Annotated in this window: 18 protein-coding genes and 1 pseudogene; 9 read left to right on the top strand and 10 right to left on the bottom strand. The window is 61.4% G+C overall.

From position 1 onward, the window contains the following. Nucleotides 1-76: 76 nt before the first annotated feature. Entirely contained in the window at nt 77-1,543 is a 1,467-nt protein-coding gene (locus ACKAMS_RS19560) for an MFS transporter (protein WP_408989404.1), read from the bottom strand. A 203-nt stretch (nt 1,544-1,746) separates the two neighbouring features. Between ACKAMS_RS19560 and ACKAMS_RS19555 the strand changes: the two genes are divergently transcribed. The 4 genes from ACKAMS_RS19555 (at nt 1,747) to ACKAMS_RS19540 (ending at nt 4,980) form a co-directional block, all read left to right on the top strand. Continuing rightward, a complete protein-coding gene (locus tag ACKAMS_RS19555) occupies nt 1,747-2,643 on the top strand; it encodes a LysR family transcriptional regulator (RefSeq protein WP_021332143.1) in 897 nt (298 codons plus the stop codon). A 34-nt stretch (nt 2,644-2,677) separates the two neighbouring features. Further along, complete coding sequence (locus ACKAMS_RS19550) at nt 2,678-2,983, top strand: DUF6412 domain-containing protein (protein WP_021345368.1); 306 nt, start codon at nt 2,678-2,680, stop codon at nt 2,981-2,983. A 113-nt stretch (nt 2,984-3,096) separates the two neighbouring features. Beyond that, nucleotides 3,097-4,053 carry a membrane protein insertase YidC gene (gene yidC / locus ACKAMS_RS19545; protein ID WP_020908879.1) on the top strand — a complete coding sequence of 319 codons (957 nt, stop codon included), beginning with the start codon at nt 3,097-3,099 and terminating at the stop codon, nt 4,051-4,053. Between the two features lie 51 nt (nt 4,054-4,104). After that, nucleotides 4,105-4,980, top strand: coding sequence for an oxidoreductase (locus tag ACKAMS_RS19540; RefSeq protein ID WP_020970568.1), 876 nt, complete (start codon nt 4,105-4,107; stop codon nt 4,978-4,980). Between the two features lie 78 nt (nt 4,981-5,058). On the opposite strand, the gene ACKAMS_RS19535 is transcribed toward ACKAMS_RS19540, so the two are convergent. The 6 genes from ACKAMS_RS19535 to ACKAMS_RS19510 form a co-directional block, all read right to left on the bottom strand. Continuing rightward, a complete protein-coding gene (locus ACKAMS_RS19535; protein ID WP_019745038.1) occupies nt 5,059-6,066 on the bottom strand; it encodes an NADP-dependent oxidoreductase in 1,008 nt (335 codons plus the stop codon). Then, nucleotides 6,063-6,491 (bottom strand): organic hydroperoxide resistance protein, encoded by a 429-nt coding sequence (locus ACKAMS_RS19530; RefSeq protein WP_003939720.1) that lies wholly within the window; start codon nt 6,489-6,491, stop codon nt 6,063-6,065. Before ACKAMS_RS19530 ends, ACKAMS_RS19535 begins: the two co-directional genes overlap by 4 nt. After that, entirely contained in the window at nt 6,488-6,949 is a 462-nt protein-coding gene (locus ACKAMS_RS19525; protein WP_269576978.1) for a MarR family winged helix-turn-helix transcriptional regulator, read from the bottom strand. The genes ACKAMS_RS19530 and ACKAMS_RS19525 overlap by 4 nt, the downstream gene beginning before the upstream one ends. A gap of 78 nt (nt 6,950-7,027) precedes the next feature. After that, the gene (locus tag ACKAMS_RS19520; protein ID WP_269576979.1) at nt 7,028-8,410 is read right to left on the bottom strand and encodes a condensation domain-containing protein; all 1,383 of its coding nucleotides are present in this window, start codon (nt 8,408-8,410) and stop codon (nt 7,028-7,030) included. Further along, nucleotides 8,410-9,882, bottom strand: coding sequence for a condensation domain-containing protein (locus ACKAMS_RS19515; RefSeq protein ID WP_269576980.1), 1,473 nt, complete (start codon nt 9,880-9,882; stop codon nt 8,410-8,412). Before ACKAMS_RS19515 ends, ACKAMS_RS19520 begins: the two co-directional genes overlap by 1 nt. Continuing rightward, the gene (locus tag ACKAMS_RS19510; protein WP_408989403.1) at nt 9,815-11,347 is read right to left on the bottom strand and encodes a condensation domain-containing protein; all 1,533 of its coding nucleotides are present in this window, start codon (nt 11,345-11,347) and stop codon (nt 9,815-9,817) included. The genes ACKAMS_RS19515 and ACKAMS_RS19510 overlap by 68 nt, the downstream gene beginning before the upstream one ends. Before the next feature lie 471 nt (nt 11,348-11,818). Here ACKAMS_RS19510 and sthA point away from each other — a divergent pair, with 471 nt between their 5' ends. The 3 genes from sthA (at nt 11,819) to ACKAMS_RS19495 (ending at nt 15,240) form a co-directional block, all read left to right on the top strand. Then, complete coding sequence (gene sthA, locus ACKAMS_RS19505) at nt 11,819-13,231, top strand: Si-specific NAD(P)(+) transhydrogenase (protein WP_007733953.1); 1,413 nt, start codon at nt 11,819-11,821, stop codon at nt 13,229-13,231. A 151-nt stretch (nt 13,232-13,382) separates the two neighbouring features. Then, on the top strand, nt 13,383-14,285 hold the full coding sequence (locus ACKAMS_RS19500) for a hypothetical protein (RefSeq protein WP_019745033.1): 903 nt from the start codon (nt 13,383-13,385) through the stop codon (nt 14,283-14,285). Nucleotides 14,286-14,373: 88 nt separating this feature from the next. Then, nucleotides 14,374-15,240 carry a bifunctional 2-polyprenyl-6-hydroxyphenol methylase/3-demethylubiquinol 3-O-methyltransferase UbiG gene (locus ACKAMS_RS19495; RefSeq protein WP_283384018.1) on the top strand — a complete coding sequence of 289 codons (867 nt, stop codon included), beginning with the start codon at nt 14,374-14,376 and terminating at the stop codon, nt 15,238-15,240. A 411-nt stretch (nt 15,241-15,651) separates the two neighbouring features. Here ACKAMS_RS19495 and ACKAMS_RS19490 read toward each other — a convergent pair whose 3' ends face one another. Then, nucleotides 15,652-16,257: a hypothetical protein gene (locus tag ACKAMS_RS19490; RefSeq protein WP_408989402.1), complete on the bottom strand. Its 606-nt coding sequence runs from the start codon at nt 16,255-16,257 to the stop codon at nt 15,652-15,654. 50 nt (nt 16,258-16,307) lie between these two features. Further along, nucleotides 16,308-17,309, bottom strand: coding sequence for a helix-turn-helix domain-containing protein (locus ACKAMS_RS19485; RefSeq protein WP_283384333.1), 1,002 nt, complete (start codon nt 17,307-17,309; stop codon nt 16,308-16,310). A gap of 364 nt (nt 17,310-17,673) precedes the next feature. Between ACKAMS_RS19485 and ACKAMS_RS19480 the strand changes: the two genes are divergently transcribed. Next, nucleotides 17,674-20,193, top strand: a complete 2,520-nt coding sequence (locus ACKAMS_RS19480) for a response regulator transcription factor (RefSeq protein WP_408989401.1) — start codon at nt 17,674-17,676, stop codon at nt 20,191-20,193. Nucleotides 20,194-20,199: 6 nt separating this feature from the next. Here ACKAMS_RS19480 and ACKAMS_RS19475 read toward each other — a convergent pair. Further along, a pseudogene (locus ACKAMS_RS19475) lies at nt 20,200-20,955 on the bottom strand (MerR family transcriptional regulator). A gap of 321 nt (nt 20,956-21,276) precedes the next feature. On the opposite strand from ACKAMS_RS19475, the gene ACKAMS_RS19470 reads away from it, so the two are divergent. After that, nucleotides 21,277-24,732: an indolepyruvate ferredoxin oxidoreductase family protein gene (locus tag ACKAMS_RS19470; RefSeq protein ID WP_408989400.1), complete on the top strand. Its 3,456-nt coding sequence runs from the start codon at nt 21,277-21,279 to the stop codon at nt 24,730-24,732. Nucleotides 24,733-24,803 lie beyond the last annotated feature (71 nt).

The raw sequence follows: 24,803 nt of genomic DNA, 5'->3' as shown, positions 1-24,803 counted from the left end.
CAACGAACCGGTCTCGGAATCGCAGATCAACTGAACGTCACTGTCTCACTTGACTTGACACATAGCGGACGAGCTGTCAGTGCACCTGTTCTGTCTCCTTCGTTCGTGTTCTGTTCGACCACGCGGATTGCGCAGTGACCAGGCAGCCGGCGATCAGGGTGATGATCGCGATGACGCGCACGGCGCTGTCCGCGCCGGTGGTGAAGGCACTCAGGACGGCGTCGTGAGCGAGGGGAGTGTCGGCCATCTCGAGTCCGTCTGCGACCGTGCGTGGCGCGGCGCCGTCTCCGTCGCGCATCGAGTCGGGCAATGCGCTGATGAAACGGCTGGTCAAGATGGTGCCGATGACGGCGACGCCCAAGGCGCTGCCGAATTCTCGTGCCGTCGCCTGCAGTCCTGAACCGACGCCTGCCTGTTCGAGGGGCAGCGAGTCCGCGATGTCGTGAGTCAATACGGGGAGCGCGGCTGCCGCGCCGATGCCGATGACAACGAGCCACAACGCGTAGGCGAAATAGGGAGTGTGGGCTGTGCTGGTCGACAGCCCGAACATGCCAACCCCGATAAACACGAACGCTGCCGCCACGGTGATGGTGGAACCCAGACGAGCCGAGATCAGCGGCACGAAGCGAGCACCGAACAGCAGTGGAATGGTCAGCGGTATCACCGCCAGGCCGGTGGTGAGAACGCTGAAACCCTTGGCATACTGCAGAAATGAAGCGTTGACGTAGAACAGTGCGAACAGACCGAAGAACGCGACGGTCATTCCCAGGCATCCCGCGCGAAGCAGAGGAAGGCGGAACAACCGCGGATCCAGCAAGGGTTGCTCGACGCGGAGCTCGACGATGATCCATGCCGCATAAAGCGCCGCCGACGCGACGAATGCTGAGATCACCGTGACACTGCCCCAACCACTTTCGGGTCCTTCGATGACGCCGACCAGCAACCCGAACGTCGCCGCCGTCAGCAACACGGTTCCGACGGGGTCGAGACCGCGGTGATTTCGAGGGGTGCGAGGAGCGAGATAGGCGACTGCGGCAGCACCTGCCAACGCGATGGGTACGACGGCGACGAACAACCAGCGCCAGGACCCGGTCTGCAGAAGCGCGCCACCACCGACATTCCCTGCCACGCCGCCGAATCCGGTCGACGATGCCCAAATGGCAATTGCGCGAGGACGCTTCTGTGGGGGAGTCGCGTGCATGAGGATTGCGAGGCTGTTCGACAGAACACAGGCGGCTCCGACTCCGGTGACGCAGCGGCCGATCAGCATCACCGCCACTGTGGGGGAACTCGCGGACACGGCGGCGCCTGCTGCGAAGAGGATCAACCCGATGGTCAGCACCCCTTTGCGTCCGAAGCGATCACCGAGTGCCCCGCAGGGGATCACCAGACAGGCGAAGACCGTGACGTAGGAATCGACGATCCATAGAAGCTGCGTCGAGGAAGGATGCAGAGAACCGGACGTCAGGAGCGGAACTGCCAGGTTGATGGCAGCGACGAACGCAATAACGAGGACGGTGACCGCGCACAACGTTGCGAGCACCAATCCTTGTCGCGCGTCCGAGTTCGCCCGACCCTCCGTCGGTATCGAAGTATTTGTGGACAAGACGCACCTCTTTGCAAAAATTTGTTCTATTGCGGGAGTTGTTGATCGACAGCCAATTCGGCTACTGAAACGACAGTAGGGATCTCGGTAACGTGCGTCTACTGCAAAGATTGCAGTAGATAGTTGCGTATGGTGCAACTATGGCGATGGATATGGACCTCAATCTTTTGAGAGTGTTCGACGCTCTGGTAGCGGAGGGCAGTGTCACCGGCGCGGCCGAGCGATTGAACTTGTCGATACCGGCAACCAGTAGGGCTTTGGGGCGTCTCCGGCGTGCGATGGGTGACCCGATCTTTGTTCGTGCCGGGCGTGGGTTGGTACCGACGCCCTTTGCGTTGCGTGCAGCACCTCAGGTCCGATCGCTCCTGGAAGGGGCGCAAGGCCTGTTGATCGACCGCAAGAACTTCGAACCAGCAGAGCTCGAGCGGACTTTCGTGATCCGAATCAACGAGGGCACGGCGGCCAGCCTCACCCCGGCTCTGGTCAGGCGTTTCGCGGCGGAAGCGCCGAACGCTGTAATCCGTTGTGTCGGAGAGGGAAACGAGGACGTCGACTCGCTGCGGAACGGTTCGATCGATCTCGATATCGGCGCTGATCCGTTGCCGTCCTCTGATGTGTGCAGTGAGATTCTCTACCGAGAGGGTCATGTGGGCTTGGTATCGAAGTCGTCGCCGTTGGCCCGCACGGCTCAGCCGACACTCGCGCAGTTGTGTGAGCATCCACATGTCTCGACATCCAGACGTGGCCGGACACACGGACCGATCGACGACGCGTTGTCCGCAGTCGGCATGCGCCGGCGGGTGATCGCGGTGGTTGCCTCGCCCGTTGCGGCGGCGCTCATGGCGGCCGACAGCGATCTCGTTGCACTGGTGCCGGAAAGGCTTGCCCGATACTTTGCCGCTCGCCTCGATGTCGCCTGGTTTGCGGTGCCGACCGAACTACCGGCCGTCACCATCCACCAACAGTGGCACGGTCGGCTGGACCACGATCCAGCACACAAATGGCTGCGCGAACAAGTACGTGAGGCAAGCGTCTAGCTGGATTCGGCAGATGTTCTGTACTCTCGCAGTCATGCAACAGCGGAGCACGGGAACGGTGACACGGTCACTGTTGCTGCTTCTGCTGCCGTTCATCGCTCTTCTCGCCGTGCCTCCGCTTGGATCGTCGGGTAGCGCCGCGGTGCTGGGAACTGCGATTGCCGTCTTCGTGGTCGCAGCCCTCGCAACGTCGTCGAAGTACGAACTTCTGCAGCTGTGCACGGTTTCGGCCACTGGCCCCTCTGATGACGAACGCTGCCTGCGTGGCGCTTTCCGCAGGCAGAGCAGCCCGGACGCGCCCGGCCGTCCACAGCCTCGAGCTCCGGGAATCGGTCTGTAGATCGGCCGTCGGCGGGTGTGAACTCGTCGTAGGTCGGTCAGACGTCTTGCGTCCACGACCATTCCCGCGCTCTCATCTCCTGTGAGCGTGCCTCTCGGTGAGGTTCATTCGTCATGCTCGATTTTGTCTACTACCCCGTGTCCGGAATCCTCTGGTTCTGGCACAAGGTCTTTTCACTGATCTCCGGATCACCCGACAACGGCGTCGTATGGGCGTTGTCGGTCGTATTTCTGGTCTTCACGCTCAAGGCTTTGCTGTTCAAACCCTTCGTCAAGCAGGTCCGCACCCAACTGGTGATGCAGAAGCTGCAACCTCAGATCAAGGCGTTGCAGAAGAAGTATTCGGGTGACCGGCAGAAACTCACTGTCGAGATGGCCAAGCTGCAGAAGGAACACAACTACAGTCCGTTGCTCGGCTGTCTGCCGATGCTCGTTCAGGCACCGGTGTTCATCGGCCTTTATCACGTCCTGCGATCGTTCAATCGGACTGGAGCGGCATCGCACGTCCCGTTTCTGAGCCCGACCGAACCGATGTCGGTGGCGGACAACGCGAATACGGCCAACTACTTCTTCAGTGCCTCGGACGTGCAGTCGTTTCTCGACGCCAAACTGTTCGGCGCGCCGTTGTCCGCCATGATTTCGAGTCCGGCAGCGCAACTGGAAGCGTTCGGCGACGTCAGCCGTATCTCCATCATTCTGGTTGCCGTACCGCTGATGATCTTCGCCGCCGTCGCTACACATTTCACGTCGCGGGCGTCCATCGCGCGCCAAGTGGACACCGGAACCGTCAACCCTCAAACAGCGATCATGAACAAGCTCGCATTGTGGGTGTTTCCGGTGGGTGTGATCGCTTTCGGTGCTTTCGCGCCCGTGGCGATCCTGCTGTATTTCGTGAGTAACAACTGCTGGACGCTGGGACAACAGCATTTGGTCTACGGCCGGATCGCGGCGGAGCAGAAGGAAGCTGAATCGTCGCCGACACCCGGAGTGACTGCGCCCCCGTCGCCCAGGGTGGCTGCAGCACCGCCGCTGCCGGGTGCAAAGCCGATCCGCGCCAAACGCAAGCGATGACAGAAAAGCGACCCCTCCCTACCGGCGGGTAAGGCACGTACGCTGGAATGCATGACCAAATGGACCGCAGAAGACGTAGTCGATCAGACCGGCCGCACATTTGTCGTCACGGGGGCGAACAGCGGACTGGGTGAGGTAGTCGCACGGGCGCTTGGCAAAGCCGGGGCCGACGTCGTCCTCGCCTGTCGTGACACCACGAAGGCCGACGCCGTAGCCGCCGAGATCGGACCCAACGCGGTTGTCCGTAAATTGGACCTCTCGGATCTGTCGTCGGTACGAGCCTTTGCCGACGCAACGGAGAAGGTCGACGTCCTGGTGAACAACGCCGGCGTGATGGCGGTTCCGTTTCGCCGGACTGTCGACGGATTCGAAATGCAGATCGGCACAAACCATCTCGGGCACTTCGCGTTGACCGGATTGCTGAAGGACAAGCTCACCGACCGTGTCGTGACGATGTCCAGTGCCCTGCATCAGCTCGGAACTGTCGATCTGGACGATCTCAATTTCGAGCGTCGGAAGTACAACCGCTGGTTGGCCTACGGGCAGTCCAAACTTGCCAATTTGTTGTTCACGTACGAACTTCAACGCAGGCTTGCGGCCTCGGGATCTTCGCTCAAAGCGCTTGCTTCGCATCCGGGATACGCGTCGACGAACCTGCAGGGGCACACCGAGTCGATCCAGGACAAGCTGATGGGAATCGGCAATTCGATCTTCGCGCAGTCTGCGGAGATGGGTGCCCTTCCTGAACTGTGGGCGGCAACCGCGCCGGATGCCTTCGGCGGCAGTTACATCGGACCGGACGGTCCGTTCGAGCAGCGAGGTTATCCGAAGGTCGTGGGGTCGAACAAGAAGTCACACGATTCGAAGACAGCCTCGGGTTTATGGACACTGTCGGAGAAGTTGACCGGAGTCTCGTTCGGGATCTGATTCAGATATGAAGGTGGCCGCGAACTTCGAGAAGTTCGCGGCCACCTTCATATTCGTTCGAGCCAGATGTTGTTCGGGTTACAGCGTGACAACCATCTTGCCGGTGTTTGCGCCGCGCATCAGGTCGATGAAAGCCTGCGGTGCATTCTCCAGGCCTTCGACGATGGTCTCGTCCCACTGAATCTTGTTGTCGGCGAGCCACCCTGCCATGTGGGTGCGGAATTCGCCACCGAGGTGACGGTAGCCGCCCACAAGGAATCCGCGCAGTGTGAGCTGCTTGCCGATCACCAGTGCCAGGTTGTGGGGAGCGGTGGGCTTCTCGGTGGTGTTGTACTGAGCGATGGCTCCGCACAGGGCAATCCGGCCACCCTGGTTCATGGCATCGATGGCGGCTTCGAGATGCTCGCCACCGACGTTGTCGAAGTACACGTCGATGCCGTCAGGGGCGGCAGCGGCGAGCAGTTCGGTGATCGGGCCGTCGTGGTAGTCGAATGCCGCATCGAATCCGAGTTCGAGAAGTCGGGCAACCTTCGCCGGTGAACCGGCGCTACCGATTACTCGCTTCGCTCCGAGCAACTTGGCGATCTGACCGACGAGCGATCCGACGGCACCGGCTGCGCCGGAGACGAATACGGTATCGCCTTCCTTGAACTCCGCAACCGCAGTGAGGCCGGCATACGCGGTGAGGCCAGTCATGCCGAGGGCACCCAGGTAGGCCGTCGCCGGCGCGATGGACGTGTCGGCCGGAGTCACTGCGGATCCGTCGAGGATGGCGTATTCACGCCATCCGAGGCCGTGGACGACAACGTCGCCCACAGCGCGATCAGCCGACTTGGATTCGACGACCTCGCCGACAGCACCACCGTCGAGCGGCGCACCGACCTGGAACGGCGGAAGGTAGGACTTCACGTCGTTCATTCGGCCGCGCATGTACGGGTCGACGGAGATGGCGATGTTGCGGACCAGGATCTGGCCGTCTTCGAGTTCGGGGAGTTCTACTTCGGCGGTGGCGAAGTTCTCCGAGGTGGGCCAACCGTTCGGGCGTGAAGCGAGACGGATTTCCCGGCTGACAGTGGTGGTGCTCATTCGTCGTCCTTACTTACTTCGAGGGTGACCTCGATGTTGCCGCGAGTTGCATTGGAGTACGGGCACACCTGGTGCGCCTTCTCCGTCAACTCGACGGCCTGATCATGGGGCAGATGGGGGAGTGAAACCTCCAGTGTCACAGCGAGTCCGAAGCCTCCTGCACCGTTGGGGCCGATGCCGACCCGCGCGCCGACTGCGGAATCAGCCACGTTGGCCTTCTCGGCGCGGGCGACCATCTGCAGAGCGGAGTGGAAGCATGCTGCGTATCCGGCGGCAAAGAGCTGCTCGGGGTTGGTGCCTTCGCCACTGCCACCCATTTCCTTGGGAATGGCGAGGCCGAGATCGAGGCGTCCGTCCGAAGTGCGAGCGTGACCGTTGCGGCCTTCGCCGGTGGCAAGTGCTTCTGCGGTGTAGACGATGTTCATGACTTCTTCTTTCCGTCGGAGTGGGCGTTGGATGCTTGAAGTGACTCACCGAGACGAGTGAGAACGTCTCGGAGTTCGGTGAGTTCGTCGTTACTCAGACCAGTGGCGCCTGCGAGCTTGGCCGGGATGTCCTCGGCCTTGCTGCGCAAGGAGGAACCCGCCTCGGTCAGGTGAATCTCGACGCGACGCTCGTCCGTGGTGAGGCGTCGGCGCTCGATGAATCCCAGACCCTCCAGCCTCTTGAGCAGCGGCGACAGAGTTCCGGTATCGAGATCGAGTGCCTCACAGATCTCACGCACGCCCCGGCCGTCTCGTTCCCAGAGTGTCAACAGGACGAGGTACTGGGGATACGTGATTCCCAGGTCGTCGAGCATTGCCCGGTACGCGGCCGTAGTGGCCCGCGACGCCGAATAGAGGGCGAAGCAGACCTGGCGTTCGAGAGCGAGTGGGTTGGTCACGAGAACAACTGTAGCGCACAGTTAAGTTGTGCACAACAAAGAAGTGTCAAATAGATCTGCGGATGCACAGCCGTCTGGTTACGGCGTCGACAGAATCTCGGATACGCACTCGAGGAAGGTGAGCACTGCCTGGGCCGCGGGTGCCGGAAATCGGGTGCGCACTGCCAGCCCGTCGTGGGTGCGCGAAAACCAGAACTGAACGTCGTCGGCGCTCGACACGCGACTGAGTTGCTGCGGATTGATCGGCGCAGGTTGTGAGTCGCCGGGCCGTGATTCGCGGGGGCGAGATCCACCGGGCATGGTCCGGTAGTCGGCGTAGGACACCGAGAAGATGTCTCGGCGAGTGGGCGAAACCTCGGGTCCCAAGCTCCTCAACACTTGTCTCGACGACACGGACGACAGTGAAAGTGACTCGTGGAAAGCGAGATTGACTGCCCGAGCCGTGCTGTGAAGATCATCCATGCTCGTCACGGTGATGGGTGCATTGGCCACCAGCCAGCCGAAGGTGTGGTTGTGCCGCGGTTCCCGACGCGTGTGAACAGGGAACAGAAGGCGTGTGTCTCTCTTGTCGGTCAATTGTGTTGTGGCCAAACCGATCGACGCAAGAATCGCACCGAACGACGAGTGTCGATGATCGGCGCAGTTCTGGTCGAACAGCTCTGCTTCGTCGGCGTCGAGGAGCATTCGGGTGTCTGTGCCCTGGGGCGACATGGTCCCGGCGGGCAGCCCCAGATCTACGGGAAAATGGGGAGTGTCACCCCCGCAAGATCGAAGGAAAGACCGCCACCCCGAAATGCGGTGGTCGCCGGGCTCTGGATCCGCGGTTGCCGATTCACGGAAGCAGTAGTTGAGGAAACTCCCGGGCTCGGGCAAGAGATCCGACGCGATCGGATTACGGTCCGCCCGCGTGTATTCACGATACAGAGTGCTGATCTCGGTAATTGCGATGCTCATGGACCAGCCGTCGCAGATGGCATGGTCGAATCCGCAGATCACTGTCGACTGGTCCTCGCGGGTGATGGCCCCGAGAAAGTAGGCGGGAAACGCAAAAGGATTGCACCATCGATCCAAGCGCTCGCCCAAGAGTTCTCGCACCTGTTCCGGCGTTCGCGCGTCCGCCACTGTTTCCTCACGGAGGCGCAGATCGACGACATCGGCGACGTCGACGGACAGCGCCGAGGATTCATCCGCTTCTTCGGCCTGGGAGAACGAGCACGACAGGGCGTCGTGACGGGACGTCCATTCCTCGAAGCTGGCCCGGAGTGCGTCCGTGTCGATCGGGCCGGGAACGTCGAAAGTGGCAGCGAGCCAAGTCGTATCGCCGCGGCTCCCGGCAAGATGCAGCTGCTGATTCGAGGTCGGAGGAACCGGATATGTCGATCCGGTGGAGATTTCGCTCGGCGTCCACTGCAGGATGCGGCCCGGCCGTGCCTCGAACCTGTCGAGAAAGGTGATGTGCATCAGGCGGTCTCCACTTCCTGACGTGCATCCGCCTGACGAACGACACGGTAGTCGCCGGTATCGGCGACCGTTCTCAGGACGTTGCGGAGGTGTCGAAGGTACCGATCCACCGATGTGTGCGCTTGCTCGGTATCGGGAAAACTGACCATCACGTACGTACGGTCTTCCTTCCGGTTGATCCACATCGACAGATCACCCGTCGTTCCTGGCCCACCGAGTGCGCGCGCTTCGAGTTCGTCGTGGTGCTCGGCACCTGGAATCAGGCGCATGTCGATGTACGACACCATCGGCGGGACCGAGGTTCCGCCGATGTCGGATCCGGTCAACTTCGACACCTGGGCGATCACCGAGTGAATGGACACGTCCGCGAGTCCCTTCACGGCTGCGCGAGCAGCGTGAGCAAGGGGGAGTGCATCGGTGAAGGTGGTGACACCACTCAGCGTGAACGAGACCGGGACGAGATTGATGAACCAGCCTTGAGAAAACAGGTATCTCGGATCGGAACGAGTACCGACTGCGTTGAGCGCGAAGTAGTTCGCTCTGTCAGCAACTTCGATCTCGGTGAGGGCGAGGGCTGCGAAGATCCCCGTGGAGAATCCGACGCCATTGGACTTGCACAGCGCTGCGAACGCGGCTGACTCGTCGCTGTCGAGAACGTCGATATGTGTGCGGGTCGACCGGGTCTGTTCGCCCTGCGCGACGCCGAGGTCGAGGGGGAACGTCGGGAGTTGTCCGGCGTTGGCGGCGAGAATCGAAATCCATTGCTGCACAGGTTCTGCGGCTAGGTCGAGGTTCTTCGCCGCTGTCCGTTCTTCGCCGCTGTACTCGACGTAGCTACCGGGAGAGGGAAGTTGAGCGTCGATGCCGGCGCTTTCGGCGATGTACAGCGCACGAAGTTCTTCGACGCCCAGCATCAGCGACAGGCCGTCGGTGTGCGAGTGATCGACGCCGTAGTAGATGGTGAAACCGGCGCCGGTGCCGTGCTCGACGGCGCCACTGGTGAACGAAGGCCATTGCAGTGGGCTGGTATCGCCTGCGAAACTTCGGCTGACATGCTCGCGAACCGCATCGGTCGTGTTCAGGGAACCGACGCTGTGCGGCGCGAGTTCGATCGTCGATTCATCCACCACGTGACGGTCGATGACCCCGCTGCCGCCAGGATCTTCGGATGGTCTCACCTCGAACCAACTGTGAAGTGTGTTGTGCCGCAAGACAAATGTCTGGACAGCCCGACGCAGTGCCTCCCGATCGAGATCACCGGGCAGGGTGAACGTGAATCCGATCCACGGTGACCAGTCGACGCCTTGTGCGCGCTTGTGATCGGCGGTACGAATGTGTCCCTCTTGGAGGAACGAGAGAGGTTGGTCGCTCAGCGGTGCTCGAGATGCTGCCGTCAGGGACTGCTCAGTAGGCCTGAACTCGGTGAGCGTCCCGGCTTTCGGTGCCCAGAGATCGATGGGTGTCATTTCCATGAGAGTTCTCCTCGATCGGTGCAGCGGTATTGATCGGTACAGCGGTGTTGATCGGTACAGCGGTGTTGGTCGGAGGTGAGCATGTGTCGGTCGAGAAGGCAAAGTCCTCCATTTCGCGGCGTAGGAGTCCCGCGAACTGATGGATGTGGCGGCTTGTGCGCGCGTTGCCTGGGTGGCGTATGGCCAGATTGAGCCCTTCGGGAGTCCGTGTGAGCCAGATGTAGACGTCGGTTCCCGAATGATCGCGACTACGAAGGCCTCTGGTCTGCCAGCTCGTCCATTGCTCGGCACCAGGAACGTGACGAACGTCCATGTACGAGAGCACGAACGGCAGGTGCTGCGGGGAGTCGATCAGCTCGCACACTTTCGAGTACGGCAGGGCCGCTGCGGGGCGGACGCGTCGCATCTCCGTGCCGGCAACCTTGGCCAGATCGCTCACGGTTGCTGCGGGAGCAATCGGGATCCTCACCGGCACAACACCGATGAACCATCCCAGCGACGCGGCCCATCGAAGCTCCGAACGGGTGTGTTGCGGCACCACGACGCGGAATTCGTCTGCACCGGTGAGATCACCGGTCACCTTGGCCGCGCACGCGAGTATCGCGGCCAGGAATCCTTGGTTGCTGCGCTTGCTCGCTTCTGCCAGGCGTTCGGCTCCCCGGGCGCTCAGAAGCCAGGCGGACAGGCTCTGCTGAGGGCCTCGGCGTCCGGCGACCGGTTCGGGCAGCGCTGGAAAGAGCGGAGCCTCGCCCTGCGCGTAGAACTCGCGCCACGTCTGCACCGCCGGGTGAGAGCAGTCCGCGTGTCCCACGAGATCTCGTTCCCTGGTGCCGAAGTCGATGTAGCTTCCGGTCTCCGGCGGCGAGGGAGGGCTTCCCTCGCTCGACGAACGGTAGATCGTCTGCAGTTCGTGCGCGGTCAACGCCACCGAATATCCGTCCAGCAGAGCATGATCAGCGGCAAAGACCACGGTGAAATGGTTGGGACCTTCAATCGTCGCGAACTGATACGCAGGCCAGACAAGTGGATCGGTCGACCGGTCGAGCAGTTGCTGCAGATGCGTGAAGACGGACATCGAGGATGCAAGATGTCCGACTTCGTTACCCAGAATTCGGACGTCTCCAGGACCCGCGGTGCGTCGGACTATCGCTTCGCCCTCCATGGCGACTCGTGTTCGGAGCACTTCGTGGCGATCGATCCAGTGATCGAGAGTGGCCGCCCAGATCCTTCGGTCGAGTCGGTCGTGGATGCGAAACGAGGTGCCCAGCCACGACGGAGTGCATCCGTCGTTGTGATGGTGCGCCTGCCGTTTCGCCTGCTCGGCATGTTTCAAGTGTGCCTCGTGTATGTAGCTGGCGGGACGCTGGTCGACAGGCCACAGCTCGGGCGGATTCACTGCGGCAGGAGTCCACTCGGTGACGGTCCCAGGAGGTAGGGGATAGTCGGCAAGTTCCGTGAATTCCATTGGGAAACCTGATCTCTCGAGATGGCGAAAGGTGGGGATCGTGAACGGGGCGGATGTTTGTAACCGAGAGTGACAGATGATTAGTCAAGGCAAGTAGAACGCGACCTGAGGCTCCGCGCAACTGCTTCGGTCCGGGATGTGACGAGGAACATTCTGCTCGTTATTTCGGACAATTCGAATACTGGACATCCGGTTTACTGCCCTGGTCACCTGTCAGTTGATCGATCAATCACTCTGTGGTGAAACAAATTTCAACAGACCGTTGTGAATTCCGTCGGACGGCGAAGAATGTGCGCATGCGAATGTCGGAATATGTTTGTGTGTAGCAATTTTCGTAAGGGTTTGACTGTATCTCTTTTAATTGCAACAGGGTTCGTGTACATCCGTCGTGCCCGTTCGGCGCGCGGATTGTTCACCGAGTATTGACATGCTCGGCATCTGCCGGTCGTATGCAGACGGTATTTGTAAGCGATGACTGATCCGATGGAATACGACCTGGTTGTGATCGGCTCCGGCCCGGGTGGGCAGAAGGCCGCCATCGCGGCGGCCAAGCTGGGTAAACGGGTAGCGATGGTCGAGAAGGGCAACATGCTCGGGGGAGTGTGCGTCAACACCGGCACCATTCCGTCGAAGACGTTGCGCGAGGCGGTTCTCTACCTCACCGGGATGAACCAACGCGAACTGTACGGCGCAAGTTACCGCGTCAAGGAGAACATCACTCCGGCCGACCTGCTGGCGCGAACCCAGCATGTCATCACCAAAGAAATCGAAGTCGTGCGATCTCAGCTCCTGCGTAACCGCGTCGAATTGCTGGTAGGGGTCGGCTCGTTCGTCGACGAGCACACCATCCTCGTCGAGGACGCCTCGCGCGGAGACAAGATGACGATCACGGCAAAATTCGTTGTGATCGCGACCGGAACGTTGCCTGCCCGCCCGGCGGGGGTGTCCTTCGACAGTCACCGGGTGCTCGACTCCGACGGAATCCTCGATCTGACCTCCATCCCGACCACCATGGTCGTGGTGGGCGCGGGAGTGATCGGTATCGAGTACGCGTCGATGTTCGCGGCACTCGGCACCAAGGTCACCGTCGTCGAGAAGAGAACGTCGATGCTGGACTTCTGTGACCCCGAGGTCATCGAATCGCTTCGGTTCCATTTACGCGATCTGGCGGTCACTTTCCGATTCGGTGAAGAAGTGACGGCCGTCGACGTCGGAGCGAACGGAACACTTACGACGCTGCGCAGCGGCAAGCAGATTCCCGCCGAGACCGTGATGTACTCGGCGGGACGGCAAGGCCTCACAGCGCCACTCGCGCTGGAGAACGCCGGGCTCGAAGCCGACGAACGTGGCCGCATCTACGTCGACGACAATTTCCGCACCAAGGTCGAACACATCTACGCCGTCGGTGACGTCATCGGCTTCCCGGCGTTGGCGGCGACGTCGATGGATCAAGGTCGACTCGCGGCCTACCACGCCTTCGACGAACCAGGCGCGAAGCTGATGGATCTGCAGCCGATCGGCATCTACTCGATTCCCGAGGTGTCGTACGTAGGCGCCACCGAGGTCGATCTGACCAAGGAATCGGTGCCGTACGAGGTCGGGGTTTCCCGCTACCGTGAACTCGCGCGCGGGCAGATCGCAGGCGACACCTACGGGATGCTCAAGATCCTGGTGTCGACGGATGACCTGAAACTGCTCGGCGTTCATATCTTCGGCTCGGGTGCAACGGATCTCGTGCATATCGGCCAAGCGGTGATGGGGTGCGGCGGGACCGTCGAATACCTTGTCGACGCCGTCTTCAACTATCCGACACTGTCCGAGGCGTACAAGGTGGCGGCGCTCGACGTCATGAACAAGATCAGGGCTCTCAAGCAATTCCACTAGGGGTCGGGGTGTCCCCAGGTACCGGTCAGGGTCGGTCGGTGTACTTCTCGGGTAGCACTTGTTCGAATACCTGAGGGTGATGTCAGGCCTGGGAAAATAGGGCAGGGTCTATCTCTATGACCATTGCCCATGAACTTCGTGTGGAATTTCGATGCTGATCGGACTGATTGCCGCGATCGTGGCGTGCGTCGGATACGGCGTGGCGTCGGTGTTGCAGGCGTACGGCGCGCGCAAGTCGGCAGCGGCCGCCGAGCAGCGAGGCGAGGCCGGACACGTGACGGCGACGGGTGGCCCGACCTTGCGTTCGACGTTCGCCGCAGCGCTGACGGCGTCGTTCATCCTGGGCACCGTGCTCGATGCGGTCGGATTCGCCGGTAGTGCCATCTCCGCGCGGCTCATTCCACTGTTCTTGTCGCAGACAGTGGTCAGTGCCAATCTCGTCATCACGGCAGTGCTGGGGACCGTGGTCCTGGGCATCCAGTTGCATCGTCGCGACTGGTTCGCGATCGCCGCGGTGATCGGATCGCTCCTGCTGCTCGGTTTGTCTTCGGGTCACGCGGGCGGCGGGAGTTCCAACGACGTCGTCCACTGGGGTGTCCTGGTGGGCTCGGCGTTGATCTTGTCGATCGGTATCGGTTTGATCCGATGGTTGGGCTCACGCGCAGCAGTTGTCGCCGGGTTGATCTCGGGTGTGTTGTTTGGCTGTCTGGCCATTGCCGTACGCGTGGTCTACGGAATCGATCCGTTCGAAATCGGCACGATGCTCCGCGATCCGGCCGGCTGGGCAATCCTCGTCTCGGGCCTGGGCGGTTTCTATCTGCACACGGTGGCGTTGCAACTGGGATCCGTCAACGGAGCGACAGCGGCACTGGTTGTCGGCGAGACGGTCGTTCCGGGAATCGTCGGCGTCGTGGTGCTCGGCGACGCGTCGAGACCTGGCCTGGAATGGCTTGCCATCGTCGGATTCGTCGGAGCGATCGCGGGCGCCGTCGCCGTAGCCGTCTTCGGCGCGGCGAGCCACGAGGGGAAACCTGCCGAAGAAGTGACCGTCTGATTCGAAAACCACAGCCCTTCGAAAACTGGAACGCGAACACGACCACAGACGTGTTAAAAAGACACTTCAAGTCGATGGCGGAGGGTCAATGGTGCACGAGGGCCAAGCGAAGCACGAGGCAGAAGCCATCGCCGGCAACCGGTCGAATTGGGACGATCGCGCCGAGGTGCATGTGCGCTCCGAAATGTATGACGTCGGAGGGTTTCTCGCCGACAGAGCGGCCATTTCCAGAGTCGTGCAGAACGATCTGTCGAGTCTGTCTACGCATCTGCCGGCGTCGGGAGTGCGGGATCGCTCGCTCCTGCACTTGCAGTGTCACATTGGTATCGACACCATTTCCTGGGCGCGCCTTGGTGCGGTGGAGGTGCACGGGCTCGATCTTTCGCCCAACTCTCTGCGCCACGCAGCGCGTATCGCGAAGGCCGACGACCGCGAGATCACCTGGGTGGAAGGTGATGCGCGATTCGCCTCGACGCTGATCGACCGACGTTTCGACACGATCGTCACCAGCGCCGGGACAATCGTCTGGTTGCCGGAACTCGCCACCTGGGCCCAGTCGATCCACGACCTCCTCGAGCCGGGTGGGGTGTTTCAGATCCGGGACGATCATCCGATCCTCGGCGCAATGGCATTCGAGCCGTGGATGATCACCGACGACTACCTCTCCGGAGGCGGCATGCGATCGTACGAAGACTCGGCGACCTATACCGGGAACTCCGACGGACAGATAGCGCACACCGCCAACCACGAATGGCGCCACGACTTAGGCGAGGTCATTGGTTCCTTGCTGGATGTGGGACTTCATATCGAATCAGTTTCGGAACTTCCCTACATGGACTGGCCGGCCTTCCCCGAACTCGTTCCATGCGCCAACGGATGGACTCTGCCGAGCGACTCTCCGCGGATCCCTTTGAACTTCGCCATCGTCGCCAGGCGAAATCAGCGAAGTGAGTGAGCAGATCCGATCCCTTGGGAGACTTCGAATAATTCCTGGAGTGGCGTGGCCGTATTTCGTGCATGATCGTCGGATGGCTTTGTCCCGGTTGTTGCCTGCCAACTCGCCCCTATCGCAAGTCGGCGCGTCGAGTGTCGTGTGTCCAGGGATCGAGTGAATCGTAGTTCTTTCAAGCTAATACTTTTGGTGGATAGTGCTTTTCGCTCGAACTCTGCTCGGCGTTGTTGCAACCGTTCGACGAATTTGCAATATGAGGTTCGAGTGAACCTGCGGCGCTGTTCGGTCGGTCCAGCGGTAACGGAAACCGCATTTTCGCAGATAGTTCTAATGCACGACCGATGCCTCGCATACGTTGTGCGGTCACAGGCACCGGGTCGTAGACCGGAGGAAAGTAATGAGCAGCTTGGATATTCAACGTTGGTCGAACGACTTCACTGCGCTGACCAAAGTCATTTCGGAAGGCATCGAGCAGTTTGTTCTCCGGTTCATTTCCAGCTGAAGTGATCTGAGCTCGCTGCCTGGCAAGGAGTTATTGATCTCCACCGCGGTTCGGAGGCCGAATCGTGATGAAGCAGAGGTTCTTACGGGGTCTGGGAGGCCTGGGCGGGGGGCGAGCAGGTAGGAGAACACGTACGTAACTGCGGCGATGACCGCCAGTACGATCAAGGACGTCGGGAACCCTGCGGCATCTCGCACCGGGGCACCTGAAGCGGTGACGGCCGCCATGAACACTCCGATTACCAGCAATGTCACCGCCAAGGCAGAGCACGCAGCGAACCGATGCTTCCAGCAGCAGACTGTGCGCGCCGGCCATGTGTGGCTTGTTCTCAGGGCGCAGCGCCCGCCTGCAATAGCGCTCGAGCCAACAATCAGCCCGACCAGCGCTCCGATGAAAGCGGGTATGAACAGTCCTACCCAGGACCAGGCTCCATCGCCGATTATCGGGATCACCACGGCAACACCTGTGACCGCGCCTGTGAGCGCAGCCAGACTCAGTTCCTTGTCGACCCAGCTCATGGATCAACTAGAACACAGGCGCGATCCCGAGGCTGTGGAGTATTTCGGATTCAGGGGCTGAAGAACTCGAGTCGACGGTGCAGCCGTGCGATCGACGGGTCCCCGATCGTGCGCCTGCCATCGGTACGAGCTTGGCTCGGAGTCATCCCGTAGAAGTCTTTGAACGCGCGCGCCAATTGGGATTTCGAGGTGAAGCCACATCGCAGGGCCAACGCGTCGGTCGTTTCGTTCGACATCTCGGCTCTGGTCAACTCGCGGTAGACGAGTTCGAGGCGCTTGCGCCGTATGACAAGAGCAATTCCGCCGTCGGATGCGAATGCGCGGTAGAGCTGTGCTCGGGAGACCGACAATGCTGCGCACATGCTCGTCGGGCCGAGCCAGGTCTCCGAGAGATGCTCGGCGATGTAGGCGTACGCACGATCGCGGAGAGAGTGATCGGGCCGCGGCGACAGATCAGGTTCGGCGATACCCAAACTGACACGCAGGAGGGAAGCGACGACGTCCTCGTAGCCGGCCGCAGCATCGGGATCGAGATGCGGTAGCGCGAGTACGACCGATTGCATGCACTGAGCGAGCACGACGGCAGGAGCTCCGCGCAGTACCGTCCCGTGTAGAGAACGACCCTTCGACTCCGCTTCGACGAGGGAGCGCGGCGCCAGGAGTGTGATGGTGCGTCCGGTCGCCTCGGTTTCGACGTCAGCAGTCCAGGTTCGCCCGAGGTCGAAGAACGCGATGTCCCCCGGGCGGGCGACAAAATCCACTCCGTCGGCGTCACCACTGACCTGTCCGCCGAGAACGACCTGGATCATGTACTGATCGTCGAGTCCGCTCTCGGCGATCACAACTTTGCTGCGGTTGTACTTCTGCGCGTTGAAGGTCGTTTCACCGATCAGCGAGGTCCCGATAGGCAGGGCGGAGATCGAGCCTTGGAGGGGCGCGTCGGCGCCTATCGGCTCGGTGACGAAGAACGGACGCGTGACGACACGCCAGAAGTCGTTGGCGTCCGCAGGGTCCACCGATCGAGTCGACACGCGAATGCGGGCGGAATTCATCGGCACGCGGGCATGATATGTCAGATCCCGCAGGTCGCAGTCACTCTCCCGCAAATAAACGTCAATAGTGACCGAGCCCACATAATGAGACAAATCGGGCGTATTTGTGAGACGGCCAGTGCTCGCGTGTCGCGGTGATTCTGTCTATGTTGTTCGTTATGGGTGGACAGGTTGGGAGTTCGATGCTCGAACGAAATCTCGAGTTCGGCGGGGATCGACTGCTCGTTTGTCGGCCATCATGACATCCACTTCGAATCGGTCGCAGCTATCTCGAGCAAAGCGAAATCCTCGAGGAAGGGGCACGCTGCAAAGACGGCTCGCCGGGCGTGGAGCCACGGCGATTCGTCCTCGTCTGCTCGGGTTGATGGAACGCTCGGCGGGATTGACGGTCATCGATTCGCCGCGTGGGTTCGGGAAGACGGACCTCGCCGCGTTGTGGCTCACGACTCTCGGGCACATGCCCATCAGACCAGTTGTCTGGGTGCCGGCGCCATCGAATCGGATGACCCCCCTCGAGTACTGGAACACTGCGCTCGCAGTGATTCAAGATTCTCTGGAATCACTCGAGGCCCCGCCACGAATGCGCGAGGATCCGGTGGGGGCAATCGAATCACTTCTCGACTCGTCGCCCACTCCATTCGTGTTGGTGTTCAACCGCATCGACCTGGTTGAGGGTGACGAGGTGGGACGCCGAATCGTGGATCTGATCGTGCGGCTTCCCGGATTGAAAGTAATCGTCACGCTGCAGGATCGGTCTGCGACGGACTTACTCGAGGACGTCCGCGTGGACGAGTACCTGTGCGCGAACGACCTCAGGTACACGCTCGACGAGTCCACAGTTCTGTTCGCGGAGGCAGGGATCCACCTTCCCTCGGGCATCGTCCATTCGATCTGCGAGCGTGTTGCCGGTGTTCCTGTGCTGATGAAGGTTGCTCTGAGTGCGGTTGCGGGGCTGAGTGAACCGAGTCGTGGGCGCGAACGCGTTCAGCAGCGAGTGGACCAGGCGATCCACGCGTACGTCAGTCGGACCGCTCCTCGATCGGGCAAGTCGCTCGAGTTGTTCGACTTCGCGACTACGATCGCCGCCGCCCGCACCGTCACACCAGAGATCGCTCGTGTCTTGTCCGACGATCTTGACGTGGAGGGCAAACTGGACTTGCTCGAGTCTTTCGGTCTGATCTTTCGGGACGGTCCCGAGGGAGAAGCATCCTGGTACTTTGCGCCGTCAGTTCGACTGGCTTTCATGCAGATACGGACCGAACAAGGGGATGGATTCGACGATCCCTTCCAGGTTCTCGTCGATCACGCTCTCGGGACTTCGGATATAGCCGGTGCCGTTCACTACGCCTTGGACGGACGCCATTGGACCAGGGTGCTCGACATACTCGAGCGTCACTGGGCCGATCTTCTGGTCGATCACACCGGATTGGTCCGGACTGCGTTGCAATCCATACCCGGCGACGTACTCAGTTCGAACTCTTCGATTCTGGTGGGCCGTGACCTGCTCGAATCACGCCTACGGCCGCAGTTGGTCAACGGCGATTCGTTGCCGACGGAACCGGCGGAATTGCGTGCGATAGGTGGTAGTTCGCATGCGCACAGCTTGTTGAACGTCGGGACGGTCCAATCGGTTGTGCTGAGAACATCCGGTAAGTACCAACGCTCTACCGAGATCACGCGCAAGTTGGCTCACGTCGTGTACGGACTCGGTGACGAGTCGTTGGGCGCGTTGGGGTCTCAACTGCCCGCCCTGCGCCTGATCTGGGGTGTTTCGCATCAACTGACCGGTGACCTCGGTGATGCCGCGGTGGAATTGCGACTCGCCTATCAGGGTGCGATGGAACACGGTCCGGAGTTCGTCCTGCGGCACGCCGCTGGCAATGCCGCGCTCAACTCCGCGCTGATCGGGGACGTCGCGCGCGCGACAGACTGGCTTCACCTCGAAAGCACACACCCGGACGTTTCGGGATGGTTGGGACCGCCCTCGCATATGGGGGGAGCGATCGCGCGGGCACTGGTGGCGTGCGATCGCGTGGACCTGAATGCCGGCGCTGCCGCGATGGACGCGCTCGCCGAGATCACACCGCCGGGCGACCTGTGGGCGTTCGCGGCCTACACTTACACCAGATTTGCACTGCTGCAATCGGATCCGTTCTCGGGGCTGATTTCGCTCCAGCGCGCAGTGGCAACGCACGGGCACGTGAATCCGTGTGAACGATCACTCGGTGACGCACTTCTCACCGCGGCGCGTATCGATCTTCTGTTGGCGTCCGGGGAGGGTACCAAGGCGCTGGAGGAATCAGTCGCTGCGCCGCATACGTTTGCTGTTGTCACGGTTTCTGTCGCTCGTGCGCATCTCCTGACGGGGGCTCCGTCACAGGCATTGGAATTGTGTCGCGAAATCGACTGGAGCGAGCAGTATCTCACGAGGTTTCGGCTCGAGTCCCTGCTGATCGAATGCGCTGCGCTGTGCGAACTGGGCAGAATCCCCGCTGCCGCCAGTCCGTGGGAGGAGGCTCGCGGACTACTCGAAACCTCAGGTGTCCTGTCGGCGCTGGCGACCATACCGCGTGATCTGATCAGGCAACTGGAAGAGCGGGCCGAGGGCCCGAGCAGTGCCGTCGCAACCTTTCTCGAATCCGAAGTGCCGCAGATGTATCCGGCGGCTATCGTTCAAGTCCAATTGACGAAGCGGGAGATGGACGTTCTCGTGGAACTGGGTCTCGGCATTCCGATCGGCGAGATAGCGCGAAAGTTGTTCGTATCCAACAACACATTGAAGAGTCACCTGCGAGCCCTGTATCGCAAACTCGGTGCGCATTCCCGCGAAGAGGCCGTCGCGGCAGCGCACCGACACAACCTCCTCGGCAGTGGGCAGGACTGATCGACGTCAGTGCAAATTGCGCTCGGAGTAGATCTTCATCGCGTCACGGACCAGCGAAGCGGTGCCTTCTCCGTACTTGTCGTAGTTTGCGGTGAAGCGGGGATCGTCGACGTACATCTGGCCGAGTCCGGTGAAGGCGTCGGCGCTGGGAGTCCTTCCCTGCCAACCGATTTTTATCCACTCGAACTGTCTCTGGGTAATCGTCTGGACGTCGTCGCTTTCCGCGGGTAGGCCCGCTGTCAGTGCTTTTCCGAATGCCGCTGCGATGTCAGCTTGAGCTTGCAGATGTGCTTTCCGGTCCTGCTCGGACATCGACCGCCACCAGTTGTCGCCGCTGGTATAGGCGTCCTTGCCTCAACGCTCGATGACCTCGTCCTTGTATCGGGTGTGGTCGAACCCGTCGAAAACATCTTCCGGCATGAGTGATTCACCTTTCTTCGTCTTGTTCAACGTCCTGTTGACCGATTCGATCTGTCTCGAGATCCGCGTGCGCTCTTGCTCGAGGAGTTCGAGGTGCGTACGCAGCGCGGCGGCCGTGTCGCGTTCACCGGTGAGGACTTCGGCGATGGCCGGCAATCCGAGTCCGAGTTCCCGAAGCAGCAGGATGCGTTGCAGTCGCACCAGGGCGTCTTCGTCGTAGAAGCGGTAGCCGTTGGCGCCGATGCGGCTTGGTTCCAGGAGTCCGAGATCGCCGTAGTGGCGCAGCGTTCTGCTGGTGGTACCGGCGGATTTGGCGAGTTCTTGGATGGACCATTCGCTCACGTGGAGTTCCTACTCTCGGATCGGTTGTGCTCATTCAGCATGCAAGTTGACGTTGCGTCAATGTCAAGAAAGTTCTCGGTGTGCATTGTCGGGAACGTTTTATGTCCGTTTCGCCGTATCGCGACGAACGGGTCTCCAACTGATTGATTCGATGACCTAGGTCACGTGATTTGGCTCACAAATTGCCAATTTGAATAGTTGAACAAGCCTCTGTTGACGCTTTCACATACCTCGACCACGATCATCTGAACAGATCGAGTTACGCGGTTGTTGAAAATGCACGGTAGTTGAAATGCACTGCAGACGGAACGGTGGTCCACGATGACTGAACTGGTGTCGGGCGTAGCCCAGGCCAAGCCCTATGACCTCGATGATCGGTACCGGTCGGGATCGGGACCGGTGTTGCTGACCGGTGTTCAGGCAATCGCACGCGGTTTCGTCGAGCAGCATGTTCGCGACATCCGGGCGGGTAAGCGTATTGCCACTTTTGTCTCCGGTTACCAGGGCAGCCCCCTCGGCGGCGTCGACAAGATGCTCCACGGCATGCCCAAGGTTCTCGCGGAACACGACATCACCTTCATCCCCGGCTTCAACGAGGAGCTCGCTGCCACCGCGGTATGGGGAAGCCAGACGGATCTCCCGGCCGGAACCGCGACCCACGACGGCGTGACCGGCGTCTGGTACGGCAAGGGCCCCGGCGTCGACCGCGCTACCGACACCATTCGCCACGCCAACATGTACGGCGTGAACCCCAAGGGCGGCGTCGTCCTGCTGGTGGGCGACGACCCGGCGTCGAAGTCCTCCACGGTGCCGGCCGTCAGCGAGCGCTCGCTTGCCGCGATGGGTGTGCCGGTTCTCTTTCCGCGCAATGCCGAAGAGATCATCACGATGGGTATGCACGCCGTTGCACTCTCGCGGGTGTCCGGTTGCGTCGTAGCGCTGAAGATCGTCGCCGACGTCGCCGACGGTGCCTGGACGATCGACGGCAGCATCGCGGACTTCGACATCGTGGTTCCGGAAGTTCAGTTCGAGGGCAAGCCCTTCGTCTACAAGCAGCGTCAGATGGCTGCGCCGCCGGACAGTGTCATCGCCGAGGCAGATCTGTACGGCCCGCGATGGGATCTTGTTCACGCGTACGGAACTGCCAACAATCTCGATGTGATCGAGGTCAACCCCTCCGGTGCGAAGATCGGTATCGCCGCCACCGGTACAACTTTCGACTCCGTCCGCCAAGCTCTGGCAGACCTCGGCGTCGATGATGCGGCGCTGCACCGCGCCGGGATCCGTCTCCTTCGCATCGGAATGTGCTACCCCGTCGTTGGCGAGAAGATCAAGGAGTTCGCCGAAGGTCTCGAGCAGATCGTCGTGGTCGAGGACAAGACCGCGTTCATCGAAGCTCAGATCCGGGAAGTCCTGTACGGCACCGACGATGCTCCTCGCATCATCGGCAAGCGTGACGGCCAGGGCCGTCTGCTCATGCCTGCCAGTGGTGAACTGACCGCAGGCCGGCTGCTCGCCCCGTTGCGGCGCGTACTGAAGCCGCACGTCGAGCTCAAGCGCACCCTCCCGGCACCGCTGTCACTGAACGTGCTCTCCGCCAAGCGAACCGCGTACTTCTGCAGTGGGTGCCCCCACAACCGTTCCACCGCTATCCCCGAGGGTTCAATCGGCGGCGGCGGAATCGGTTGCCACACACTCGTCACCATGTCCGGCCGTGAGGACAGCGCTGTCACCGGCCTGACGCAGATGGGCGGCGAGGGCAGCCAGTGGATCGGGCAGGCACCGTTCACCGACGTGCCTCACCTGTTCCAGAACATCGGCGACGGCACCTTCTTCCACTCCGGTCAGTTGGCTGTCCAGGCATGCATCGCCGCAGGCGTGAACATCACCTACAAGTTGCTCTACAACGAAGTAGTGGCGATGACCGGTGCACAGGACGCAGAAGGTGCCCTCTCCGTTGCTCAACTCAGCCACAAGCTGACCACCGAGGGCGTCAAGCAGATCATCATCTGCGCCGACGAGCCTTCGCGCCACAACAAGCGCGCCCTGGCCAAGGGCACCAAGCTCTGGCACCGCGATCGCCTCGACGAGGCTCAGAAGGAGCTTCGCGAGATCAAGGGCGTCACCGTACTGATCTACGACCAGCACTGTGCGGCCGACGCTCGTCGCCAGCGCAAGCGTGGCACGCTGCCCACTCGCAACACTCGCGTCGTCATCAACGAGGCAGTGTGCGAGGGCTGCGGTGACTGCGGTGTGAAGTCGAACTGCCTCTCGGTCCAGCCTGTGGACACCGAGTACGGTCGCAAGACGAAGATCGACCAGACGTCCTGCAACACGGACTACACCTGCATGGACGGCGATTGCCCCTCATTCGTGACCGTCGAACTGGTGCCGGGCAAGAAGGCTCCCAAGGCCGCACGTCCCGTCCCGCCCGTCGTCGCAGATCCCGATTTCGGACCGCTCACCAGCACGCAGAACGTGTTCCTCGCGGGCATCGGCGGCACCGGTATCGTGACCGTCAACCAGGTGCTCGCAACGGCGGCACTGCGCGCCGGCCTCGAGGTGGAGAGCCTTGACCAGATCGGCCTGAGCCAGAAGGCCGGACCGGTTGTCTCGCACCTGCGTTTCAGCTCCAGCGCGCTCGAGCCGTCCAACCGCCTCACCCCGGGCAGCGCGGATTGCATCGTCGCCTTCGACCTGCTGACCGCGACGGACAACAAGAACCTCGACTACGGCAACGCCGAGAAGACGGTCTCCATCGCATCGACGTCGCAGACGCCGACCGGAGACATGGTCTACGACAAGGCTGTTCGCTACCCCGAGGAGACGTCACTCCTCGCCCGTCTCGACAAGGTGTCGCGCACCCTGCGCTCGTTCGACGCACTCGCCGCGGCACAGGAGTTGTTCGGTAACACCGCAGCCGCCAACTTCCTGCTGATCGGTGCTGCCTACCAGAGCGGTGGACTTCGTCTGCCGGCCGAGGCCATCGAAGAAGCGATCGGCATCAACGGCGTTGCCGTGGACGCGAACATCGCGGCATTCCGTTGGGGCCGTGCAGCAATTGCCGACACTGCAGCGTTCTCGGCCGTCACCACGCCGGCCAAGTCCGTCCGCGAACCCGTTGTCGCACCGGCTCACATGTTCGCCGGAACCACCTTCACCGGTGAAACCCTGCGACTGGTCGAACTGCGTGCGGCACAGCTCATCGAGTTCCAGTCCGTCAAGATCGCCCAGCGCTACATCGATCAGGTTCAGGCAGTCTGGACTGCTGAACGTGCCGCAACCGAGCGGACCGATTTCAGTGAAGCGGTCGCCCGCGGCCTGTTCAAGTTCACCGCGTACAAGGACGAGTACGAAGTTGCTCGCATGCTGGTCGATCCTGCCTTCATCGAAGACGTCAAGTCGCAGGTGCCGGCCGGGGAGAACCTGACCTACAAGCTCCACCCCCCGATCCTCCGAGTGATGGGCCGCAAGAAGAAGATCGGCCTCGGGCCCAAGTCGCATGTTGCACTGAAGGTTCTGGCCAAGGGCAAGAAGCTGCGCGGTACCAAGCTCGATCCCTTCGGCTACATGCACGTCCGCAAGGTCGAGCGTGAACTGCTCGCCGAGTACGAGGTCATGATCGCTGATCTCTCTCGTACGCTCGCAACCGACGGATACGATCGCGCCGTCGAGATCGCGGCGCTGCCGGACGTGGTTCGCGGCTACGAGGACATCAAGCTCGGCAACATCGAGCTGTACAAGACTCGCCTGCGTGAACTCGGTGTAGGTGAGTAGGAGCGTCGGCGAGTAGATCGAAGAAGACTGTGCCCCAGCGACCGTTGTCGCTGGGGCACAGTTGTATTCAG

The sequence above is a fragment of the Rhodococcus sp. 5A-K4 genome (assembly GCF_046097995.1).
GTDB lineage: Bacteria > Actinomycetota > Actinomycetes > Mycobacteriales > Mycobacteriaceae > Rhodococcus_F > Rhodococcus_F erythropolis.
The sequence above is the reverse complement of the archived record's forward strand: the minus strand, read 5'-3'. Positions and strand labels throughout refer to the sequence as shown.